The organism is Bacterioplanes sp. CLAM21, assembly GCF_059641015.1.
In genome coordinates, this window is the sequence record NZ_CM184929.1 from 233,699 (window position 1) to 255,517 (window position 21,819).

A 21,819-nucleotide genomic window follows, 5' to 3' on the forward strand; every position below is an offset into this window, starting at 1 on the left:
TGCTCTAGGCTTTTATTGTGCAATAGTCAAAGGAATGTCTATGTCACTGGCTCAGGTTTTAACTCGCGCTCAATGTGGGGTTGATGCGCCGATGGTGCGTGTTGAGGTGCATTTATCCTCCGGTCTGCCGTCGTTATCACTGGTGGGGCTGCCAGAGACGGCGGTAAAAGAAAGCAAGGATAGAGTCCGTAGCGCCCTCATTAACGCTGGCTTTGATTTTCCGGCCAAACGCATCACCATTAATCTTGCTCCGGCCGATCTACCCAAAGAAGGCGGCCGCTACGATCTCGCCATCGCTTTAGGAATCTTAGCCGCCTCCGGCCAAATCCCAGCTTCAGCCTTGGATCAGCACGAATTTATTGGCGAACTTGCCCTGAGCGGGGCGTTGCAGCCTGTTCGCGGTACCTTGTCCGTCGCCTTACAATCCACCCAGGCCAAACATCGTTTATTGATTCCCTGTGGCAATGCCGAAGAAGCCAGCTTGTGCCCCCAAGCGGATGTGATCTGTGCGGCGAGCTTGAGTGATGTCTGTGCATACTTGCACGGTCAGTTACAGCTCGACGCTGTGCTGCCTGCACCCTTGGTAGAGAATTATGCCATCAGTAATGTTCCAGACTTGGCCGACGTGCGCGGCCAACAACATGCTAAGCGAGCATTAGAAATCGCCGCAGCCGGGCAACACAATTTGTTATTTATTGGGCCGCCGGGCAGCGGCAAAACTATGCTCGCCAGTCGATTGCCTGGTTTACTGCCACCCATGAGTGACGACGAAGCCTTGCAATCGGCCATGGTGCAGTCGTTAAGCCAAACATCGAGTAACTGGCTCAATCGTTGGCGCCAACGGCCGTTTCGTGCCCCTCACCATACGGCTTCCGGCATTGCTCTGGTTGGCGGTGGCGCACATCCCAAGCCTGGTGAGATCTCATTGGCCCATGGCGGCGTGTTGTTTCTGGACGAATTGCCGGAATACAGCCGTAAGGTGCTGGATGTGTTGCGCGAACCAATGGAAAGTGGCCGAATCGTGATCAGCCGGGCACTGCAGAGCATCGAATACCCAGCTCGCTTTCAGCTGCTGGCGGCCATGAACCCTTGCCCTTGTGGTTATCATGGCGATAGCTCTGGACGCTGCCGCTGCACTCAAGAGCAAGTGCAGCGCTATCAGGGGCAGGCCTCTGGGCCACTACTGGATCGGATTGATATGCATGTGGCGGTACCGCCGTTGCCGCTGCAACAACTGCAGCAGCAGCCCACTGGGGACAGCTCTCTGCAGGTGCGTCAACGTGTTGAGTCTGCCCGCAAGATTCAACAACAGCGTCAGCAGTGCAGCAATGGTCAACTGAGCAGCCGCCAGTGCGAACACTTCTGCGCCCTTGAACAAAAGGATCTGCAATGGTTTGCTCAAACGGCGGAGCAGCTGAATCTGTCGGCTCGTGGTTACCATCGTTTATTAAAAATTGCTCGAACGATTGCTGACTTGGCCGATAACAAAGCTATACAGCGAGTGCATCTGGCCGAGGCCATTGGCTATCGCTCCCTCGATCGGTATTTGAAGTGAGGTAGTTATGCCACGGGAGTTAGTGAAGTTCTTAGCCATTGTCATAGTGATCGTAGCCGTGCTGGTGATCTATCACCTCAACACCGACAGCCCGTTTAACTCCAGCATCTTCTTTGGTTAACTTGGCCGCCACATTTTCAGTAACGAGCGTGGCAGGCACAGTGTGATTTCCAACACAGCTGCCGTATGAGTCAGGCGACAACACTGCCTGCTTAGAAGGATGAAGCTGGGCTTATGCATGAGCAGTGGTAGACTACGCGGCTTGCCCGAATTCTGACAGCGGTTATATCTCGTGGTTGATTTGTCCCAGCTTAATCCCCGCCAGCGTGAAGCGGCGAAATACATTGATGGTCCTTTACTGGTGTTGGCTGGTGCCGGCTCCGGTAAAACCTCGGTGATTACCCGTAAGATCGCTTATCTGATTGGAGCCTGTGGTATCAAGGCACACCACATTGCTGCGGTGACCTTTACCAATAAGGCTGCCCGGGAAATGAAAGAGCGGGTCAATGCCCTGGTCGGCAAAGGCGGCGCCAAGGGCCTAACGGTGTCTACCTTCCATAACCTCGGCCTTAACATTATTCGCCACGAGCTGAAACCGGCGGGCTATAAGTCGGGCTTTTCGATTCTCGACCAGGACGACTGCAAAAACATCATTCGTGACGTTATGCATAGGGAGCATGGCGACGACGGAGATATGATCGAGCTGGTGCAGAACAGCATCAGCAATCTAAAGAACGACCTCATTACTCCGGACCACGCCCTGCAAGTAGCGCAAAGCCCACAAGAAATGATGATTGCGCAGACCTACTCGGTCTACCAGCGCATGCTCAAAGCCTACAATGCGGTAGATTTTGACGACCTCATCATGGTGCCGACACTGCTATTTCGAGACCATGAAGAGGTGTTAACGCGCTGGCAAAAGAAGATTCGTTATCTGCTGGTGGACGAGTATCAAGATACCAATACCAGCCAGTACGAACTGGTAAAGCTGTTGGTTGGCCACCGTACCGGCCTGACCGTGGTAGGCGATGACGACCAATCGATATATGCCTGGCGTGGTGCCCGGCCAGAAAACCTAGCGCTGCTAAAAAAAGACTTTCCAACGCTGAAGCTGATTAAGCTCGAACAGAACTACCGCTCTACCGGCTTGATTCTGCATGCCGCCAACCATGTCATTGACAACAATCCACACGAGTTTGAAAAGAAACTGTGGTCTGACAAAGGCTATGGCGATCCTATCCGTATTCTTAAATGCCGTAACGATGAAGCCGAAGCCGAACGAGTGGCGACCGAAATTATTGAGCGGCGATTGCGCTTTGGCTGCAGCTACCGTGACTTTGCCGTGTTGTATCGGGGCAACCACCAATCCCGCGCCATCGAGATGAAGCTGCAATCCTTTCAGGTGCCCTACAAGCTCAGTGGCGGCCAGTCGTTTTTTGGCCGTAATGAGATCAAGGACATCATGGGCTATCTGCGTTTGCTGATTAACCCCAGTGATGATGCCGCCTTCTTGCGAATCATCAATACGCCAAGACGCGAAATCGGTCCAACGACCATTGAAAAGCTCAGTGAATACGCTGCCATGCGCGGTACCAGTTTGATGTCGGCGACCACCGAAATGGGGCTGGAACAAATGCTGATGCCAAAAGCCGTTGATCGCCTGCGTCGATTTGGCCAATGGCTGGAAGGCATTACTCGCAACGCCTACACCAATGATCCGGTCGACGCCATTAAAGAACTGATTAACGACATCGACTACGAGGGCTGGCTGCTACAAAATTCAGGCACTCCACACCAGGCCGAGCGGCGTATGAAAAACGTTTGGTTTCTGGTCGATTCAGTGGCCAAGATGATCGAAAAAGCCGATGAACTAGGTGATGAATGCACCATTGAAGACGCCGTCGGCAAACTGGTGTTGCGCGACATGCTGGAGCAACAAGAGCAAGAAGACGAAAACGACCAGGTGCAGCTGCTCACCCTGCATGCCTCCAAAGGTTTGGAGTACCCTCATGTCTATATCATTGGTATGGAAGAAGAACTGATGCCTCATCGCAACAGCATTGAAGCCAATACCATTGAAGAAGAAAGACGCCTAATGTACGTGGGCATTACCCGGGCCAAGCGTACCCTGTCCCTCACCTATGCCGCCAAGCGGCGCCAGTACGGTGAAACCGCCACCACCACACACTCACGCTTTCTTGATGAACTGCCGCAGAAAGACGTTGAGTGGGAAGGCAAAACCGAATCCTCAGAAGAAGCGCAAAAACAGCGCGGCCAAGACACCCTGAATAGCCTAAAGAACATGCTGGCTGACTTTTAGCTCAGCATGTTCAGCACGGATGATACGAACGCATTCCATCGTCGAATCAAGGATCGCATAACAGAATCTGGCAGACTTTCCTCCACTGGTGCTTAACCCGCCTGCAGCCTTTCTATACTCAGCAGACATTCCCAAGGCACGAGGTTGCTGCCATGTCACGAGTTATATTTTTGGCGCTACTGTTAATGGCCGGCTCTACGGCTCAGGCAGAGATGCTCAAATTCTGCGGCGATAACGCTGGCTGGCCGCCATACACCTATGAAAGTGGTGGTGCAGTAAAAGGCTATGACCTTGATGTACTAGCCGCTATTTTTGATCCCATGGGCGTTAAATTTGAAGTGCAAATGCTGCCGTGGAAGCGCTGTATGCAAGATACCGATGCTGGTCGCATTCATGTTGCACTGAGTGCATCAGCCAATGACGAGCGCCGCAAGACCTTTAGGCTCACCGATTACTACTATACCGTTCAGCCCAGTTTTATTTATCAAAAATCACGTTTCCCTGACGGTATTCAGATGTCAGCAGAAGAAGCTAAAACCAAATATCGCATCTGCGGACTAAGGGGCTATAACTATTCTGGTTTTGGTATTGACTCAGAAGCTGTTGAGCGTACTACTAATAACTTCGAACAATTATTAAGTAAAACCGCTGCAGGTCGCTGTGATATTGCTCTAGCACGTTATGAAATCTTGGCCGGTTTTGAATTAATTGGTCAGAAATTGCTGACAGATGCATGGGCTCATAATGCCATTCCTGGCATTGCTGGTGATAAATTCTATATGATGGTTAGTCGTAACATCCCTAATAGCGAAGAGCTAGAAAAACAAATTAGCACAGGCATTGCCAAACTTCGCAGCGAAGGAAAACTAGAAGAACTTCTGAAACCCTATTTTTAACCTTTCTACAGACATGGGTACTGCATTACTACAGTACCCGTTATTCAGATTTATAGCCTAATATAAATACGTACTAAATATCACACTGACTGCGTATAAGCCAGCTCAAAAACAAGAGCCAGCTGGAGCACCAATCTAAATGCTTCTTATAAAAAAACCTTCATTAAATTATATAAAATAGGCTTTGGCATGACTATATGTTCGTATATTATTTATAGTATGCAACCACAACCGAACAAACATTAAATTTGCAATTCTGTATTTGATGTTTATTAAGAAAATTCCGAATACTGAAAAGTCATACAAAGGGCGCATATACTCCGGCGCCCTATGCTAGACAATTAGAAACTAAACGATGCTCCAGCCGATAAGCTCGATACACCACTAGGGTAGAATACATACTCAGCATTTACCCCCAGTTTTTCGGTTAGCCGATAACCTAAACCACCTCCGAATAAAATTCCAAAACTGGTATCATCATGCTCACTAATTCTAGTTTCATATTCTTCAAACAAGATACCAAGACCGGCTTTTCCATAAACCGAGAACTGATTTTTCAACTCTTTTGATACTTTTGCTGCAGTATAAATCGTACTCGCAGATGAGCTCCAATCCAGGAAACCATACTCAGTTTCACCGAAGTAGATATAGCCAGCTTCAAGAAAGAAATCCAGATCAGCTTCTGGAGCGATATTCAGACCTTTGATCGGTACACCAGCTCCAATACCAAACCCGACAGCATTGTCATCACCATAGTCTAAATCTGACAAATGCAAGCCACCAGAAACGTACAAGTCATCCACATCTAACTTCAATGCAGAAGCATTTGCACTAACCATAACGGCTACCGCTAACAATATTTTCTTCACAACTTCTCTCCTTTGCCCATATGCTCTTGACACTATTTTGAATAACTTAACAAATACACGTAATTGTAAAGGTCACCCCAATCAGGCAGCCATAGTAACGGGCAATAGTAACGATGCGACAAACTGTTTGCAATTTGCCCGGTGAGACCTAGATCAATAATTTTGAAATCGTTGGCCAGCCAACCTAACCAACGATATGTATTATTCGACCGTTACACTTTTGGCCAAATTACGGGGCTGATCGACGTCGGTGCCTTTTATTACGGCAACATGGTAACTGAGCAGCTGCAATGGAATGGTGTAAATAATCGGTGCAATTACATTATCGCAATGCACAACAGGTAACACCTTTACATTATCTTCCGTGATCAAACCTGCGGATTCATCGGCAAATACATATAATTCTCCACCGCGTGCCTTGACCTCTTCGATATTGGATTTTAATTTTTCCATCAATTGATTGTTTGGTGCCACCACCACAATCGGCATTTCCGCATCAATCAATGCCAGTGGACCATGCTTTAACTCTCCAGCGGCATAGGCTTCGGCATGTATATAGGATATTTCTTTGAGCTTGAGCGCACCTTCCATGGCGATGGGGTATTGGCTACCACGCCCCAAAAACAGCGCATGATGTTTTTCAGCAAAACATTGCGCCAGTGTTTCTATTTCACTATCCATATCTAGTGTTTGTGCCACCAGTTGCGGCAGCGAGTGCAGAGCATCGGCGATAGGCTTTTCTTCCGCTTCGGTTATTGCACGACCACGGCCTAAAGCCACAGTTAATAACAGCAAAGCGACTAGCTGAGTGGTAAACGCTTTAGTCGATGCGACACCGATTTCAGCACCAGCTCGGGTCATTAACACCAAATCCGATTCACGCACTAACGATGAGCCGGGCACATTACAGATAGCTAAGGTACGACGGTAACCGATCTCTTTTGCCAGACGCAAAGCCGCCAAGGTATCCGCTGTTTCTCCACTTTGCGAAATGGTGACGAGTAGCGAGTTAGGTCTCACCACTGAACGGCGATAACGAAACTCAGAGGCGATTTCAACGTTGCAAGGCACTTGCGCCAGACTTTCAATCCAATAGCGAGCCGTCATAGCGGCATGGTACGAAGTGCCACAGGCAATGATTTGCACTTGCTCGATATCGCTTAGATCACCCAAGGCGTCCAGCTGTAGCCGCCCCTGTTCTAACCGCCCTTCCAGCGTTGCTTGAATGGCTTCCGGCTGCTCGTGAATTTCTTTTAGCATATAGTGGCGGAAACCCGCTTTATCACCCGCACTATGCTCCAGCGTAGATTCCTGTGCGCTTCGTTCGACGGCTTGGTCATTGATATCAAACACCTGATAACCTTGGCGCTCAATCAGAGCCACATCGCCTTCTTCAAGAAAGGCAAAACACTGAGTCACCGGTAGCAGCGCCAACTGATCTGACGCCACGAAGTGTTCACCTATACCAACACCAATCACCAAAGGGCTACCGCTACGAGCCACCACCAGTTGCTGCGGTGCTCGCTCATCGGTCACCGCCATACCATAAGCACCCGTTAGTTGCTTGCGCACGGCTTTCACTGCTTGCAGTAAATCATCGCCTTGCTGGCGCCGCTCAGCGATCAGGTGAGCAATAACTTCGCTATCGGTATCTGACTCAAAACGATAGCCTTGTTGCTGCAACTGCTGGCGCAGTTCTGCGTGATTTTCGATGATGCCATTGTGCACCACCATAATTGCCCCTGATTGATGAGGGTGAGCATTGGCCTCAGACGGCTGACCATGAGTGGCCCAGCGAGTATGGGCAATGCCGGTACCACCGCGTAAAGGTTGCTGCTGCTGCGCTTGAACCAAGCTTTCAACCTTGCCCAGACGTCGTAAGCGCTGCTGTCCTGCGTCGGTTAAAATAGCCAAGCCTGCAGAGTCATAACCGCGATATTCCAAGCGTTTCAAACCGGCTAACAAAATGTCCGCCACATCTCGCTGCGCTACCGCGCCAACAATGCCACACATAAATAATCCTTAATCGTGGGCAGCGAGCTCAACTCGCACACCCTGTTGTTCAATTTGACGTTGCTGCTCAGGTTGGATGGCAGAGTCGGTAATCAAAACATCCACCAAAGACCAGGCCAGCTCCAGGTTTGGAATACGGCGCCCGATTTTGTCCGATTCGGCCAACACCACCACTTCACGCGCAGCGTCAGCCATGGCACGACTGAGGGATAACAGTTCGGTAAAGGAAGTGGTACCGCGTTGCGGATCAATGCCATCGCAGCCGATAAACAGCTGATCGAAATCGTAAGCCTGCAATACTTGTTCTGCCACCTGACCTTGAAAGGACTCAGATTGCGGATCCCAGGTACCACCGCTCATTAGCAAGGTGGGTTCGTTATCCAGGGCCAACACACTACGAGCAACGTTCAATGAGTTGGTCATCACCACCAAGCCGCGGTAATGCTCCAAATGTGGAATCAGCGCGGTGGTGGTAGAGCCGTAATCTATGATCAAGCGCTGGTGATCGCGAATGCGCTGCGCTGCTAATGCTGCAATTTCTTTCTTTCGAACCGAAACCTCACTAATGAGCGCTCGTGGCTGCTCGTCTGGCATAGGTACCGCACCGCCATAACGACGCAGCAGTACACCGCTGCTCTCCAGAGCCTTGAGGTCTTTACGAATGGTCACTTCAGATGTTGCGAGTTGTCGCGCCAGCTGCTCAACCTGAACTTCCCCTTGTTGCTGCAACAGGGTAACGATCTGATGACGACGCTGCAGTGTTTGGCCTCTTGCCATATTCTTTCGAACCGAAACAAAAACGAAACATTAGCGTTTTTATTTACCATGGGCAAGTGTTTAGTCGGCGTCGGATTCTTCACTGAGCTGACATTGGTTGCGCCCCGCGCCTTTCGCTTTGTACAACGCTTTGTCGGCACGATCGAACACACTGTCAGTGTCATGCTGGTCGCTAAACTCGGCTATGCCAAAGGACATGGTGATTTTGACCGGCTGCTGCTTAAAGTGAAACGGTGCCTTTTCGATTGCTTTGCGCAACTTCTCTGATGCCACTAACGCTTCAACACCATTGGTTTCAGGCATCAAGATAACGAATTCTTCACCGCCGTAACGGGCCACAAAATCGACGTCTCTTAGATACTTTCGCATTGCTCGAGCTAATAACTGCAGCACCTTGTCACCGGCCAGGTGACCAAAGTTATCGTTAATCGATTTGAAATGATCGACATCGGCGATCACCAACGCCAGAGCACCGCCATAGCGCGAACGTCGTTTCAGTTCTTGCTCTAAGCGCAGTAAATACGCTTCGCGATTGGGCAAACCAGTAAGTCCATCATGAGTGGCACGACGTTTCTGTTCTTCTATTACTTTGCGCGCCATCGACGCTTCTTTTTCCATCTCATCAAGACGGTTCTGTAGCATCTCTAACTTGGCCGATAAACGCTGCTCGCGCTCACGTTCATCTTCTTGGTATTTTTCCATCGCCCGCACGATTAGAGTCAGATGTTCCCTGACACTGGACCCCAGCTCGCCTAAATCTCTGGAACCAGTGACCACGGAACGAATGTCGGCAATTTGATCACGCACCAAAGAATCGAGATCTTGCCGGGCGCGCTCACGCTCTTCCTGGCCACCATGGGCATCACTAACCAGCAGCTGGATCGCTTGCAAACGCTCATCCAAGTTCGCCAGAAAGCGTTCAAATTCCTGCTGCCCACTGCCCAAGCATTCGATCAGCAACTCGGCGGTATCTTCCAGCAAGGGCACCAGTTCATACCAGTTCAGCCCCTTGCTTAAGCGAGCCTGTAAATCATTAGCCGCAGTATTTAACCGTTCAGGTATCACCAACTGAGACAGTAGATTCAGTAACGTTTGCGAGACTTCTTCAGCAATATGTGAAAAGCCGGGTTCACCGCTGACTTCAGCGACCTGAGCATTAGGCTCCAGTTGAATAGGTTTTGATGGCGACAAAGATTCTATTGATTCGGACTCGACTGTCTCGGCATCTGCGGTCTGATCATCGCGAGAAGCGAACCAACGCTGCCACCATTTTGAACGCGGCTCATCATGGCCTTCTAGCGTGGCCAGCTCGCCCATAATTTGCATCCATGCCTGTAGCTGGTTGATGTAACCAGCCCAACTCTGCAGCTCTGTACTCGCCAGTTTACGTATGTCCTTAATGCGCTTTAACAGTGGTTTAGGCAAAGGACAATCTGCCAGTTTACTGGCCGCATCGGTTAACTCGCCCAATAACACTTCTGCACGTGCCGTGTTCTGATCCTCAAAACGGCGCACCGCCCGCTCCAGATCCGACAGGGTTTTTTCCATGCCCACGGCACCTGGCTTGAGGGTTTCTCGTAACCGAGACAAGGCACTATCAACACTGGCCTCCTGTCCCTCAGCCAACAGCGACACCATAACCAAAGCACGCCTTAGCTGGTCTTGTTGTTCATCTGAACTGTGCTTGAGCGTCTCGTGGTCTTCAACCAGATCGAGATACTTGTCACGCCAACGTCGAACCGAGTCGCCCGCGTCTTCTGCCATGATGCCGCCCCTGTGCCTTTATCGCGCTTCCAGTATAGAAAAGGATAAGACCAGCAGTGCGATCAACAATCGGCGAGAGTGATTTCTGCCGCCACGGGTAAATGGTCGGATAACGGGTGATGGATCGTAGCCATACGCTGCACTGTTAAGCCTTCGCTGACCAGAATATGATCCAATCCGCGCTGTGGTCGCCAGCTAGGAAAGCTATGACAATGGTGCGGCAGAGGCTGCAAGCGCAACCGCTTCAGCGGGCTATGCTGCAGTAACACCTCAGCTTCTTGGTTAAGGTCGCCCATAATAATCAAGTGCTGAGCATCAGCGACCTGTTGCACTAAATAATCAAGTTGGCCAAATTGAGTACGTCGATCAAGCGCTAGATGAGTAACAGCAATCATGACTGGCTGAGCATTCCACACCAGTTGTGCCAGCATCAGACCGCGGCCAGGTAGCCAGCCGGGTAGCCTATGTTGTTCAAGGTTTTTAAGCGGCTGGCGCGCCAAAAGACCATTGCTGTGCCGCGCCAGAGCACCTAGGTTTCGATTGACTTGCTGATACCAATAAGGAAATTGAGCCAGCTGTGCTAGAGCCTCGACCTGGTTTTGATGGCGGCTACGCCAGCTGCCGGCATCGGCCTCTTGCAATGCCACTAGATCAAAAGAGTGCACTAACTCAGCAATACGCTCCAGCACATTATGGCGGCTGGAAGATGGAAACAGATGTTGCCAGCTTTTCAACAGATAGTCGTGATAACCACGTGTCTGGATGCCGACCTGCATGTTGAATGTAAGCAGCCGCAAGCTGCATGGCTCCGCACGCGGAGCCGTCAGAAAGTCCTGCAACGAGCAACTATTGCCCGTCGCAAAAGGATCACTTGAGCGCACTGCGCTCCTTCTCAATCAGGAAATCAACCACCTTGGTCATCTCTTCTTGGCGAATCGCTTCATTCGCTGCCACTATGTATTTGCCTTGCACTATCAATGCAGGCACACCAGTGATATTGAACGCGCGAATACGCTGATCAGCTTGTTTTAAGCGGCCTTTAACCGTGAAAGAGTCATAGGCCTTGTCAAAATCAGCAGCACTGACGCCAGCTTTTTCCATCAGGAATTCACGCTGATCATCTTTGTCCAATAGGCGTTTACCGCCGACATTGATGGCTTTGAAGATATCCTCGTGCACTTTGTCCAACACGCCCAGAACATCGGCTACATGGTACAGCTGAGCATGGACTACCCAGGCGCGGCCAAACATGGCCGGTACGCCGGTAAACTGAACGTCATCTGGCAATTGCTTTTTCCACGGCTCCAGTACACTTTCCAAATGGAAGCAGTGCGGGCAGCCGTACCAGAAAGCCTCTTCGACGTGAATCTTGCCATTGGCTTGCACCGGCACTGGCTTATCTAATACCGTGTAATGCTTACCTGCTTGGTAATCTGCCGCTTGAACAGACATCGTCATTGCTGCCAGCATGGCCAGCAATCCTACTTTAATTCGAGATAACATCCCTAAACTCCAGCCTTGTTTGGTCAAGTAAAGACAGATGGCATTGTTGCACAAAGGTTCCCGAGCGCCCACCGCAGGGGCGCAAAGAAGCGCAAGCTTTAGGGATAAAAAAAGCGGCCTAGGCCGCTTTTTTTATCAGACTGTGACTTAACGCAGACCCTGAATATAAGAGGCAACTGCCTCGATTTCTTTGTCGTGCATACGCTCGGCGATGGTGCGCATCATCGCCGCTTGGTCGTTGTTGCGAGTACCGGCACTGAAAGCATGCAGCTGCTGCGCGGTATAGGCATCATGCTGACCGGCCAAACGAGGGAAGCCAGCCAACTCGACACCTGAGCCATCTGCCGCATGGCATGCCAGACAAGCTGGAATGCCTTTTTCTTCGATACCAGCACGGAAGATTTGCGCGCCAAGTTCAACCAGTTCTTCTTTGGCGCCGCTAGTGGTTGCGGTTTGGCTTGCGAAGTAGGCCGCCAGGTTGGCAATGTCTTCCTCGCTTAAGTTCATTACAAACGGCTGCATAGCGGGAGCCTGACGAGCACCGTCACGAATTTCGGTAATCTGTTTGATTAAGTAGCGCTCTCCCTGGCCAGCAATTTTAGGAAAGGCCGGCGAGGGGCTGTTGCCATCCGCACCATGACATGCCGCACAGTTGGCCGAAAGCGCTTTCCCGGCTTCAGCATCACCAGCATTTGCCACGGACATCAGTCCAGCCGAAACAATCAGGCTAATCAACAGGTTTTTCATCATCAGGTCCAGGTTATAAGTGAATTCGTGTTATTACTTGGGCGCAGCCATATAGTTAATCAGCTGAGTGTACTGTTCATCAGTACAATCCATGCACAGGCCACGCGGTGGCATCGCACCCTTGCCATTTTTTACGCTATTGACCATGGCATCCATACCAGTAGCCAAGCGAGGCTCCCAAGCTGCTTTATCAAACGCCTTCGGTGCTCCCGCTACGCCCATGGCATGGCAGGCAGAACAGGCTTGTTTGTACTTGGCATCAACGTCAAAAGCGTGCACATTAGTGCTCAATGCGGCTGCAGTCAGTGCTGCTATCACAGTCAGTGTTTTCTTCATTGTGAGTCTCTCTCTGCTCGTTTTTGCAAATTAAAAACAGCGTCGCCTCGAACTCAGCGCTCTGTGATAGACTAGGAGCGTCATCCAAAGGCCCGCCATTATAAACATTAACTTCCAGACGGTCATTACGTTTACCCCATGTCAAAGCCGGATTCATTGACCTATACCAACACTCACTTTGATAAGAGTGCCGCTCGCCTTAACCAATGTCCTACCGACATTGATCGAGAAGTGGCCTTTGCCGGGCGTTCCAACGCCGGTAAATCGAGTGCCCTTAACCGTTTGACCGGCAATAAAAAACTGGCACGAACCAGTAAAACACCGGGCCGAACTCAACTGATCAACTTTTTTCGCCTCGGTGATTCACCGCTGGCGCTGGTGGACTTGCCCGGATACGGCTACGCCAAAGTGCCGGTCGCCAAGAAAAACGAGTGGCAGAAGGAGCTGGGGTTTTACCTCGACAAGCGCGAACCACTGGTCGGATTGGTGTTGTTGATGGACATTCGCCATCCACTGAAAGAGTTTGATGTCGCCATGCTGGACTGGGCAACACAAGCCAATATGCCTGTGCACGTGCTGCTGACTAAGGCCGACAAGCTAAAGCGTGGCCCTGCCCAGGCAGCTCTGCTACAAGTCAAAAAAGCGCTCAAGACCTACAACACCCCCATGTCGGCACAGACCTTCTCGTCACACAATGGTGAAGGCTTGAAACTGTTGCAGCAAAAGCTCGACAGCTGGTTTCTTGCAGAGCAGCAAGACGACGACTATATACCGCCCTTGCCGGATCACCTGCTTGATTAATCGAGCAGCTAGCGCCCTATAGAGCCGATCAGCAAAAACAATCTATTTTAGTCATTTGCGGCCACCCGTCGATGGCGGTTGGCTATAGTGAAATTAGTGGCGAACGCTGCCACTGAAAAGCTGTTTTCTCTCTTGGTTCCATTAGTTGTTCTTCCTTCGGTCTTCCCCAATGACCTGAAGTTAACCCGTCCGCTCCCCCAATGGCGGCCGGGTCTTTTTTATGCCTGCAATCTGCCTAACCGACAAATCTTAGCGTGCAAAACCAACAATTAGTGGGCCTGCTGCCAGTTATCGCCAATGCCTGCTTCTACCTGCAGTGGCACCCTCAGCTCAGCGGCAGACTGCATTTGCTGCTTCAGAGCCTCAGCCAAAGCGTCCGCCTGATCAGCCTTCACTTCGAGTATCAATTCATCGTGCACCTGCATGATTAAGCGAGCATCAAAACCTGAGTCTGGCAACCACTGGTGCACCGCCACCATGGCACGTTTGATAATGTCGGCAGCACTGCCCTGCATAGGAGCGTTAATGGCGGTGCGCTCAGCATGTTGGCGACGACCGACATTGCGCGAACGAATATCTGGCAAGTACAAACGGCGGCCAAAAATGGTTTCAACATAGCCCTGCTCTTTGGCCTGCTCACGGGTACTGTCCATGTAGTGGCGCACACCCGGGTAACGCTCAAAGTAGAGGTCAACATATTGCTGCGCTTCGCTGCGGCTAATGCCCAGCTGGCGCGCCAAACCAAAGGCCGACATGCCATAGATCAATCCAAAGTTGATGGCCTTGGCGCTGCGGCGCTGGTTATCGCTGACCTCATCTTCCGTTACTTCAAACACCTCGGCAGCGGTGGCACGGTGAACATCCCGTCCTTCGGCAAAGGCGTTGAGCAAGCCCTCATCGCCCGATAAATGCGCCATGATGCGCAGCTCGATCTGACTGTAATCCGCTGCCACCAGCTTGTAGCCTGGGGGGGCGATAAAGGCCTGGCGAATGCGGCGACCTTCATCCGAGCGAATAGGAATATTCTGTAAGTTGGGATCACTGGACGACAAACGCCCCGTCGCCGCGACCGCCTGATGGTAAGAGGTATGCACACGATTGCTGTCACCATGGGTCATGCTGGGCAGCTTATCTGTGTAAGTGCTCTTTAGCTTGGCCAGACCACGATGCTGCATAATCAAACGCGGTAATTCGTACTCTTCTGCCAACTGCACCAGCACCTCTTCTGCCGTTGACGGTGCGCCTTTGGGGGTTTTTTTCACCACCGGCAACTCTTGTTTCTCAAACAGGATGGTGGCGAGCTGTTTGGGTGAGCTGAGGTTAAACACCTCACCGGCTTCGTTGTGAGCTTGCTGCTCCAGTTCAACTAAGCGCTGTTCGATGCTCTGACTTTGCTGAAATAGCAGCTCAGGATCAATCAAGGCGCCGGTTTCTTCCATGTCACACAAAACCGGCATTACCGGCATTTCGATGTCGGTAAACACCTGCTGGAGTGTTGGCTGTTGCTCTAACTTGCTCCACAGCAGTTGGTGTAAACGCAAGGTAATATCAGCATCTTCGGCGGCATAAGGGCCCGCTTGCTCGATCTCGACCTGATTGAAGGTTTTTTGCTTGGCACCTTTACCGGCCACATCTTCAAAACTGATGCAGCTATGGCCCAAATATTTCAGTGCCAAGCTGTCCATATCATGACGGGTCGCGACTGAGTCGAGCACATAAGATTCCAGCTGAGTATCAAACGCCACACCGCGTAACTGAATGCCATGGTTAGCCAATACATGCATATCGTATTTCATATGCTGGCCGACCTTCTTACAGTCGTCGTTTTCCAGCAGTGGTTTTAACTGAGCTAACACGGCGTCGCGATCGAGCTGCTCGGGGGCGCCTTCATAATCGTGAGCCAGCGGCACATAAGCCGCTTTGCCAGGCTCAACGGCAAACGACACACCGACAATGCTGGCTTGCTTGTAATTCAGTGAGGTGGTTTCGGTATCGAAGGCAAACAACTCAGCGGCGTTCAAACGCTGCAACCAAGCATCCAGCTCTGCCTGGCTAAAGATGATGTCGTATTGGGTTTCAATAGCAGCGGGGGCTGCGTCTTCTTCGCCAGCATTGGTTGCGCCTTCTTGAGAGCTCAGCTCAGCAATCCAGGCTTTAAACTCTAATTGCTTGAACCAGTCCAATAGCGCTGCTTCGTCCTGGGGCTGATTGCACAGCTCAGTCAGACTGTGCTGCAGCTCCACATCGCACTTGATGGTGGCCAACTCTTTCGATAAAAACGCCTGCTCTTTGTGCTCTTCGAGTTTAGGCGCCAGGGTTTTGGCCCCGCGAAAATCGAGGGTTTTGACCTCATCTAAGCGCTCATAAACTGACTCCAAACTGCCCAAGCCGGCAATGAGGCCAACCGCAGTTTTCTCACCGACTTTGGGCACGCCGGGAATGTTATCGACCTTGTCGCCCATCAGCGCCAAGTAGTCGACGATATGCTCGGGCGGTATACCAAACTTCTGTTTGACGCCGTCGACGTCCATAAAGGTGTCGGTCATGGTGTTGATCAGAGCAACATGCTCATTCACCAGCTGCGCCATGTCTTTATCGCCGGTGGAGATAATCACATCTTGCTGGTGCTCTAACGCTTGGCTAGCCAGGGTGCCAATAACATCGTCGGCTTCGACCCCTTCTTCAATCAACAGCGGCAAACCCATAGCGCGGATAATGGCGTGAATGGGTTCAATCTGTTCACGCAGCTCTTCCGGCATTGGCGGACGATGAGCCTTGTATTCTGGGTAGATATCACTGCGGAAGGTTTTACCTTTAGCGTCAAACACCACCACCAATTGGGCGCCAGGATAGTCCTTTTGCAGGCGCTTAATCATACTGATCACGCCCTTAACGGCATTGGTATGCAGTCCAGTAGAGTTGGTCAGCAATGGAATGGCGTGAAAGGCCCGAAACAAATAGGAAGAGCCATCAACAAGAATCACGGGATGCGACATGGAAGCGTTAGTCCTTGCGGCGAAAACTGGGGTTCAGCAGCGTTACGTCGTACAATGCGTTACATGTACCAAGTCTGCTTAATATGAGGCGCAGTCTATCATGAAGCACTTAATTCGTCTGATTACCCTGGCTGCGCTGCTGCCATTGACGGCCATAGCCGCCCCTGGTGATGAGACCGTCACCATTCGCAATGACGGCGATAAAACCTTTTACGAATACCGCATCAATGGCGAGATCACTGAAATCAAGGTCGTTCCCAAAGTAGGTAAACCCTATTATCTGGTGCCCGATCAAAACGTCGATGGCGATTATGTGCGCCGCGACAATCCTAATATTCAGGCGCCCAAGTGGGTCATCTTTCGCTGGTAAATCCGCCAGTGATGTCCTTGTTTAACGGCAGATAAGAGCAGTTATGTCGGTTTATACCAGCTTAAGCCAAGCAGATATCGAAACCCTGCTGGCGCAGTTCGATCTGGGTTCTTTGGTGTCCTATAAGGGCATTGAAGCCGGAATTGAAAACACCAATTATTTTGTCACCACACAGCAGCAAGCCTGTGTACTGACCATCTTTGAGCATCACGATAGCGATGAAGTCGAAGACTTTATTCGCTTCGCGGTGCATTTAGGTGAAAAAGGGTTATTGGTGCCAGCCCCCATTGCCGACCGCCAGGGCCAATGGCTGCACCAGCTGCATGGCAAACCAGCTATTTTGTGCCCGTTACTGCACGGCCATCATATAACTCAGCCCAATGCCCAGCACTGCCACGCCATCGGTGTCACTTTGGCGCAGTTGCATTTGGCTGCAGACGATTTAGCGGTCGAGCGTCCCGATCCGCGCGGTTTCGAATGGTGGCAAGCCAATCATGCCAGCTTAGGTCAGCACTTATCAGAGCCAGAGCAACAACTGTTGGCCGATGAAGTGGCTTACCAACAGCAGCAGCAACCGCTGTGGCAATCCCTACCGCATGGCTGGATTCACGGCGATATGTTTCATGACAACGCCTTGTTTGTCGACACCGATCAGGGGCCGCAAGTCGGCGCTATTTTGGACCTGTATAACGGCTGTCAGAATGCCTGGTTATACGACCTCGCCATTGTGGCCAACGACTGGTGCAGTGATGTTCGTGGTCAATGGTTTGATGGTTTGGTCGAAGCGCTGCATGCCGGCTATCAGTCGGTACGTCCGTTCACTGCTGAAGAGCAGCAAGCTTGGCCTTTGGTGTTACGCGGCGCGGCGTTGCGCTTCTGGCTCAGCCGCCTGCTAACGCAACAGCATCAACAACAGCAGCAAGGCGAATTGGCGTTGCAAAAAGACCCGGCTGAGCTGCGTGATAAATTATTGGCGCGGCGTCAGCTGAGCGCCTGAACGCCCAACAAATAGGCTTCCAGTTCCAGCTGAGTCCAAATGCCCTGAGCGCAATACCATAGCGCGGCAATAAATTGCAGCTGCGCCAGGGCAAACTGCCAAGCATCGTCATCCGTTGCGCCATAGGCCTTTAACAAACATTGTACCTGCGCATCAGTTAAATTGGCGTCCTGCACCAAGGCCGCCAGATCCCAGTAGGGGTGGCCAAGCCCGGCATATTCCCAATCCAACAAGCGCCAGCCATCGCCGGTTTGCAACCAGTTGCCTAAGGTGGGATCGAGGTGGCAAATGCAGCGCTCAGCCGACGGCCAGCCTTGCAGCTGACGACGCAAATCGGCCACCAGCTCGCGCAGCTTAGCTGCCGGCAAACGCTGCGAGCAAATACGTCGCCAATACAAATCACCCTTGGCAATTAGATCGACTTCCGGCACCGAAGACACCTGCAGCTTGTGTACCCGCTTGAGCACATCCGCCATTTGCGGCAGCACGATTTCGTCTAACTGCTCTTCTTGCAGCAACCAGCCACGCACATAGTCTCGAATCCAATAGTGGTCATCACGGCTGCGAAAGCGCACTGGCGGCACTAAGCCGTCGACGGCTGCAGCCTGATGGATGCGATATTCCACCTCACGATCAATGCCCAGCTGGGCACTATTGCCTGCCTCCATGCGCAATACGTAGCGTGCAGGTGGAATATCCAGCAACAGGCACTGGTTGGTCAGGCCGCCGGGCAGCGCTTGGGCGGCTCTCGGTGGCTGACCAAAACCCCACTGCGGCCACTGATCTAGCAGCGCCAACATCAGGCCGCCACCATCTCAGCTTGCTGTTGATAGTCACGGCGCCACATAAACCAGCCAATCACCGCCAGCAGCAGATACACCGCCATCAACACGGCAGTTAAGTAGAGCTCGCGATCCAGATACAGCACGATGGCACAACTGTTAAATACCTGCCAATAGAGCCAGTTTTCCAGCACTTTACGAGCCACCATAAAGGTGGTGATAACACTGCCCCAAGTAGTGAAAGAATCTAGATAAGGCAACGCCGCATCGGTGTTTTGCTCCAGCAAATAACCGCTGATCGCCGTTAGTGTCAGCACCAGAGCAATGACGCTCATGTGCTTTGGCCAAGTCCAACTCACCACAGGCCTAGTTTCTGCAGCGGATGTTGCGCCGCTACGCCACGCCCACCAGCCATAAATCGCCATTACCAGGTAATAAACATTCAACGCTGATTCCATCACTAGGCTGACATCCCAGAACAGCCAGCTAAAAATAGCGGTGCTGCCAAAGGCTGCGTACCAGCACCAGTTACTCTGGCGCATGGCTAACACTAAATAGGCTATGCCCAGCGCCACAGCGACCACTTCCCAAGGACTCATGGCAGCAGCAGCGCTAATCACACCTTGCCAGATCGACTCCATATCCATTTCCTTAACCGTGAGGCTTAGTGGCCGGATCGAGGTTGGCGCCGATAAACTTGCACACAAAGACCGACTTGCCGAACTCCTGCCAGCTACGCTGCATTTCTTCTTTCAGCGTATCCATCACCAGTTCGTGTTCACCAAAGACTTGGGTACTCATGGTATTGGTAAGCACAATGAGACCCTCAATGGCATTGAGGCGATCGATAAAAGCTTTGATCGCCGGGATATAGTCATCAGCCAAAGGATAGTTGCTAATTTCTACCGAGATTTGCATGTCTGATTCCCATTAAAAGGTGTATTTCGCTTCAACCATCAGCAGCCGCGGCTGACCCAGCTGCACGTAACGACTGCTGGCGTAACCATCGCGAGGGTCATTGCCAAAGCCGCCAAAACCGCGGGTTTCAACATCGGTATTGGTGAGGTTGCGGGCTGCCAACGCCAACTGTGCCTGTTGCCATTGATAGCTCAAACGCGCGTGCCACAACACATAAGACTTAGAACGTTCATCGTGGCTATCAGAAAAGTAGAACTCGTCTTTGGCTTCGCTTTCCAGCTGCAGTGCTAGTGCGGATGTGAAACGATAGTTCAGTGCTGCCGCCACCGTGTACTCAGGCGCATGAGCCTGGCTACGACCATCCTTGCTAAATTCACCGGCCTCGGTCTGGTAGCGGTAGTCAACAAACTCAGTATCCAGATAGCCCGCACTCAGTGCCAGATCGAGCTGCTCACTGGCACGCCAGCTGGCTTCCAACTCTAAGCCGCGGTTACGACCCTCGGCAGCATTGGCCAGATAATCCTGGAACGTCAGCGAATTATCGGCATTCTGAATGGCGTAGGAGCTTTTAACTTGCTGATCACGGCGCTGAATGTAGAAAGCGGCAACACGGGTGGTCAGGCGATCGTTTAGCAAGCTCGATTTTAGTCCGAGCTCAGTGGTGAAGTTGATTTCAGTATTGAAGGTGCGATTGTCTTCACTGATATCCGGATCACTGTTTACGCCGCCCGCTTTGTACCCTCGAGCGAGAGAAACATAACCCAAATGCTGGGGCGATAGCAGCATATCCAAGGTGATTTTACCGCCCCACAGTGTTTCGCTTTCGTCTGCCGTTACGGCGGCACTGTCATCAAACTCATTGCGCCAGCGCTCGCCACGCAGCCCCCAGGTCAGACTCAGTGTCGGACTAAAGACGGTAGTCGCTTCGCCATACAAAGAACTAGAGCTGACATCCAGATCACTCTTATAAGGGCCAGCATTGTAGGTGTAATTACGCTGCAGCGATTCATCGCGGTTCATCTGATAAAAGCCCACCACCCAGTCGGTAGTGTCGGCAAAAATTCGTCCATCAGCGGCCGACAGCAGGCGCACGTCGATGCTGCGGCGATGGTAATCGCGCAAGTATTCATCAAATGAGCTGTAGCCATCTGGGTGAATACCAGCAAATGCCCAGTCCTCGTCGTAACTGTATTCGCTGTCACTACGACTGCGGTTCAGTACAGCTTCGAGTCGCACTGCAGAGTTCAGCTGACGTTGGTAGCCCACAGCCACCGCATGTGTACGCTGTGCATCTTTGCCAGGTTCATCAGATAAAGTTGTGCGGTCATTATCGTAGTTAAAGGCGTCGTAGCCGTTATCAATATTGGCGTACAAGTAAGTTAAACGTAACTGGCTGGCATCATCTGGCTGTATTGCCAGCTTCAACCGTAACAGCTTTTCGTCGATGTTTTGGGTGTCGTCACGCTGCAGGTATTCATTGTCGCTGTAACCGTCCGATTGCATCAGTTTGACCGCTATGCGCGCCTGACTCATGTCATTCAAAGATCCACCCACTGCCCCTTCGATACTTTGGCTGGCATAGTTACCAACACTGGTTTTGGCGTAGCCTTGACTCTCTGTACTCGGATCGCGGCTGGTGATATTGATTAAACCGGCCAGTGCATTGGCGCCAAAACGTGTGCCTTGCGGACCACGCAAGATTTCCACTTGCTGCACATCAAACAAGCTGGCGGCTGCACCCAGGCCCGTCATATCGATATCATCGATGACTAAGCCAACTGACGGATTCACCGGGTCAACGAACTGGCTACGCTCACCAATACCACGAATCTGAAAAAAACGTCCGCGTGAGGCACCGGCCGCGAAGTTCACGTTCGGCGCCAGCGACAGCACCGACTCCAAATGTTGTGCCGAACGCTGCTCTATTTGTTCTGACGTCACCACAGTCACGGCTTCAGGCAGTTGCTGCACATCACTTTGGCGAAAATCGGCATTGACCCGTACGGTATCCAACACCGGCTCATCGGCCATTACGGTCAGCGGTAGGCACACGGCCAGGGGCAGTAATCGGGAGGGGGCGAACATAAGTTTTTGGATTCCTCAGACAGCTCGCCGAGCAATGCGGCGACAAAACAAAGAAACCCGGTTGAGCGTAGGTCGGAGCACAGCTCTGAC

At 51.6% G+C, this 21,819-nt stretch carries 19 protein-coding genes; 6 read left to right on the forward strand and 13 right to left on the reverse strand.

The window, feature by feature from the left end:
• The first annotated feature begins 40 nt into the window (after positions 1 to 40).
• From AC55FS_RS01045 to AC55FS_RS01055, 3 genes are all read left to right on the forward strand, one after another.
• The gene (locus AC55FS_RS01045; protein WP_496934209.1) at positions 41 to 1,555 is read left to right on the forward strand and encodes a YifB family Mg chelatase-like AAA ATPase; all 1,515 of its coding nucleotides are present in this window, start codon (positions 41 to 43) and stop codon (positions 1,553 to 1,555) included.
• A 301-nt stretch (positions 1,556 to 1,856) separates the two neighbouring features.
• Positions 1,857 to 3,875 carry a DNA helicase Rep gene (rep, locus tag AC55FS_RS01050; RefSeq protein WP_496935930.1) on the forward strand — a complete coding sequence of 673 codons (2,019 nt, stop codon included), beginning with the start codon at positions 1,857 to 1,859 and terminating at the stop codon, positions 3,873 to 3,875.
• Positions 3,876 to 4,027: 152 nt separating this feature from the next.
• Positions 4,028 to 4,771, forward strand: a complete 744-nt coding sequence (locus AC55FS_RS01055) for a substrate-binding periplasmic protein (protein ID WP_496934210.1) — start codon at positions 4,028 to 4,030, stop codon at positions 4,769 to 4,771.
• A gap of 341 nt (positions 4,772 to 5,112) precedes the next feature.
• On the opposite strand, the gene AC55FS_RS01060 is transcribed toward AC55FS_RS01055, so the two are convergent.
• The 8 genes from AC55FS_RS01060 to AC55FS_RS01095 form a co-directional block, all read right to left on the reverse strand.
• The gene (locus AC55FS_RS01060; RefSeq protein WP_496934211.1) at positions 5,113 to 5,640 is read right to left on the reverse strand and encodes an outer membrane beta-barrel protein; all 528 of its coding nucleotides are present in this window, start codon (positions 5,638 to 5,640) and stop codon (positions 5,113 to 5,115) included.
• Positions 5,641 to 5,841: 201 nt separating this feature from the next.
• Positions 5,842 to 7,653 (reverse strand): glutamine--fructose-6-phosphate transaminase (isomerizing), encoded by a 1,812-nt coding sequence (gene glmS / locus AC55FS_RS01065; protein ID WP_496934212.1) that lies wholly within the window; start codon positions 7,651 to 7,653, stop codon positions 5,842 to 5,844.
• A gap of 9 nt (positions 7,654 to 7,662) precedes the next feature.
• Positions 7,663 to 8,430: a DeoR/GlpR family DNA-binding transcription regulator gene (locus AC55FS_RS01070; RefSeq protein WP_496934213.1), complete on the reverse strand. Its 768-nt coding sequence runs from the start codon at positions 8,428 to 8,430 to the stop codon at positions 7,663 to 7,665.
• Between the two features lie 60 nt (positions 8,431 to 8,490).
• Positions 8,491 to 10,194 (reverse strand): GGDEF domain-containing protein, encoded by a 1,704-nt coding sequence (locus AC55FS_RS01075; RefSeq protein WP_496934214.1) that lies wholly within the window; start codon positions 10,192 to 10,194, stop codon positions 8,491 to 8,493.
• A 62-nt stretch (positions 10,195 to 10,256) separates the two neighbouring features.
• The gene (locus AC55FS_RS01080) at positions 10,257 to 10,991 is read right to left on the reverse strand and encodes an endonuclease/exonuclease/phosphatase family protein (protein WP_496934215.1); all 735 of its coding nucleotides are present in this window, start codon (positions 10,989 to 10,991) and stop codon (positions 10,257 to 10,259) included.
• 70 nt (positions 10,992 to 11,061) lie between these two features.
• Positions 11,062 to 11,697 (reverse strand): thiol:disulfide interchange protein DsbA/DsbL, encoded by a 636-nt coding sequence (locus AC55FS_RS01085; RefSeq protein ID WP_496934216.1) that lies wholly within the window; start codon positions 11,695 to 11,697, stop codon positions 11,062 to 11,064.
• Between the two features lie 147 nt (positions 11,698 to 11,844).
• Entirely contained in the window at positions 11,845 to 12,444 is a 600-nt protein-coding gene (locus AC55FS_RS01090) for a c-type cytochrome (RefSeq protein ID WP_496934217.1), read from the reverse strand.
• Positions 12,445 to 12,477: 33 nt separating this feature from the next.
• On the reverse strand, positions 12,478 to 12,780 hold the full coding sequence (locus AC55FS_RS01095; protein ID WP_496934218.1) for a c-type cytochrome: 303 nt from the start codon (positions 12,778 to 12,780) through the stop codon (positions 12,478 to 12,480).
• A gap of 138 nt (positions 12,781 to 12,918) precedes the next feature.
• On the opposite strand from AC55FS_RS01095, the gene yihA reads away from it, so the two are divergent.
• Positions 12,919 to 13,581, forward strand: coding sequence for a ribosome biogenesis GTP-binding protein YihA/YsxC (gene yihA / locus AC55FS_RS01100; RefSeq protein ID WP_496934219.1), 663 nt, complete (start codon positions 12,919 to 12,921; stop codon positions 13,579 to 13,581).
• Between the two features lie 269 nt (positions 13,582 to 13,850).
• On the opposite strand, the gene polA is transcribed toward yihA, so the two are convergent.
• Positions 13,851 to 16,577, reverse strand: a complete 2,727-nt coding sequence (gene polA, locus AC55FS_RS01105; RefSeq protein ID WP_496934220.1) for a DNA polymerase I — start codon at positions 16,575 to 16,577, stop codon at positions 13,851 to 13,853.
• A 100-nt stretch (positions 16,578 to 16,677) separates the two neighbouring features.
• On the opposite strand from polA, the gene AC55FS_RS01110 reads away from it, so the two are divergent.
• Both AC55FS_RS01110 and AC55FS_RS01115 read left to right on the forward strand, forming a co-directional pair.
• Entirely contained in the window at positions 16,678 to 16,947 is a 270-nt protein-coding gene (locus AC55FS_RS01110; protein ID WP_496934221.1) for a DUF2782 domain-containing protein, read from the forward strand.
• 43 nt (positions 16,948 to 16,990) lie between these two features.
• The gene (locus AC55FS_RS01115) at positions 16,991 to 17,944 is read left to right on the forward strand and encodes a homoserine kinase (protein ID WP_496934222.1); all 954 of its coding nucleotides are present in this window, start codon (positions 16,991 to 16,993) and stop codon (positions 17,942 to 17,944) included.
• Here AC55FS_RS01115 and AC55FS_RS01120 read toward each other — a convergent pair.
• The 4 genes from AC55FS_RS01120 to AC55FS_RS01135 are packed head-to-tail and all read right to left on the reverse strand — an operon-like array spanning position 17,929 to position 21,729.
• Entirely contained in the window at positions 17,929 to 18,744 is an 816-nt protein-coding gene (locus AC55FS_RS01120; RefSeq protein ID WP_496934223.1) for a phosphotransferase, read from the reverse strand. The genes AC55FS_RS01115 and AC55FS_RS01120 overlap by 16 nt on opposite strands.
• Positions 18,744 to 19,367: a nicotinamide riboside transporter PnuC gene (pnuC, locus tag AC55FS_RS01125; RefSeq protein ID WP_496934224.1), complete on the reverse strand. Its 624-nt coding sequence runs from the start codon at positions 19,365 to 19,367 to the stop codon at positions 18,744 to 18,746. The genes AC55FS_RS01120 and pnuC overlap by 1 nt, the downstream gene beginning before the upstream one ends.
• 10 nt (positions 19,368 to 19,377) lie before the next feature.
• Positions 19,378 to 19,644 carry a hypothetical protein gene (locus AC55FS_RS01130; protein ID WP_496934225.1) on the reverse strand — a complete coding sequence of 89 codons (267 nt, stop codon included), beginning with the start codon at positions 19,642 to 19,644 and terminating at the stop codon, positions 19,378 to 19,380.
• A 12-nt stretch (positions 19,645 to 19,656) separates the two neighbouring features.
• Positions 19,657 to 21,729 (reverse strand): TonB-dependent receptor, encoded by a 2,073-nt coding sequence (locus tag AC55FS_RS01135; RefSeq protein ID WP_496934226.1) that lies wholly within the window; start codon positions 21,727 to 21,729, stop codon positions 19,657 to 19,659.
• Positions 21,730 to 21,819: the final 90 nt, after the last annotated feature.

What these genes read in the sequence shown, in the direction of transcription:
- AC55FS_RS01045 (WP_496934209.1), top strand. Translation starts at nt 41, where the DNA reads ATGTCACTGGCTCAGGTTTTAACTCGCGCTCAATGTGGGGTTGATGCG.
- AC55FS_RS01055 (WP_496934210.1), top strand. Translation starts at nt 4,028, where the DNA reads ATGTCACGAGTTATATTTTTGGCGCTACTGTTAATGGCCGGCTCTACG.
- glmS (WP_496934212.1), bottom strand. Translation starts at nt 7,653, where the DNA reads ATGTGTGGCATTGTTGGCGCGGTAGCGCAGCGAGATGTGGCGGACATT.
- AC55FS_RS01070 (WP_496934213.1), bottom strand. Translation starts at nt 8,430, where the DNA reads ATGGCAAGAGGCCAAACACTGCAGCGTCGTCATCAGATCGTTACCCTG.
- AC55FS_RS01075 (WP_496934214.1), bottom strand. Translation starts at nt 10,194, where the DNA reads ATGGCAGAAGACGCGGGCGACTCGGTTCGACGTTGGCGTGACAAGTAT.
- AC55FS_RS01085 (WP_496934216.1), bottom strand. Translation starts at nt 11,697, where the DNA reads ATGTTATCTCGAATTAAAGTAGGATTGCTGGCCATGCTGGCAGCAATG.
- AC55FS_RS01090 (WP_496934217.1), bottom strand. Translation starts at nt 12,444, where the DNA reads ATGAAAAACCTGTTGATTAGCCTGATTGTTTCGGCTGGACTGATGTCC.
- AC55FS_RS01095 (WP_496934218.1), bottom strand. Translation starts at nt 12,780, where the DNA reads ATGAAGAAAACACTGACTGTGATAGCAGCACTGACTGCAGCCGCATTG.
- yihA (WP_496934219.1), top strand. Translation starts at nt 12,919, where the DNA reads ATGTCAAAGCCGGATTCATTGACCTATACCAACACTCACTTTGATAAG.
- polA (WP_496934220.1), bottom strand. Translation starts at nt 16,577, where the DNA reads ATGTCGCATCCCGTGATTCTTGTTGATGGCTCTTCCTATTTGTTTCGG.
- AC55FS_RS01110 (WP_496934221.1), top strand. Translation starts at nt 16,678, where the DNA reads ATGAAGCACTTAATTCGTCTGATTACCCTGGCTGCGCTGCTGCCATTG.
- AC55FS_RS01115 (WP_496934222.1), top strand. Translation starts at nt 16,991, where the DNA reads ATGTCGGTTTATACCAGCTTAAGCCAAGCAGATATCGAAACCCTGCTG.
- AC55FS_RS01120 (WP_496934223.1), bottom strand. Translation starts at nt 18,744, where the DNA reads ATGTTGGCGCTGCTAGATCAGTGGCCGCAGTGGGGTTTTGGTCAGCCA.
- pnuC (WP_496934224.1), bottom strand. Translation starts at nt 19,367, where the DNA reads ATGGAGTCGATCTGGCAAGGTGTGATTAGCGCTGCTGCTGCCATGAGT.
- AC55FS_RS01130 (WP_496934225.1), bottom strand. Translation starts at nt 19,644, where the DNA reads ATGCAAATCTCGGTAGAAATTAGCAACTATCCTTTGGCTGATGACTAT.
- AC55FS_RS01135 (WP_496934226.1), bottom strand. Translation starts at nt 21,729, where the DNA reads ATGTTCGCCCCCTCCCGATTACTGCCCCTGGCCGTGTGCCTACCGCTG.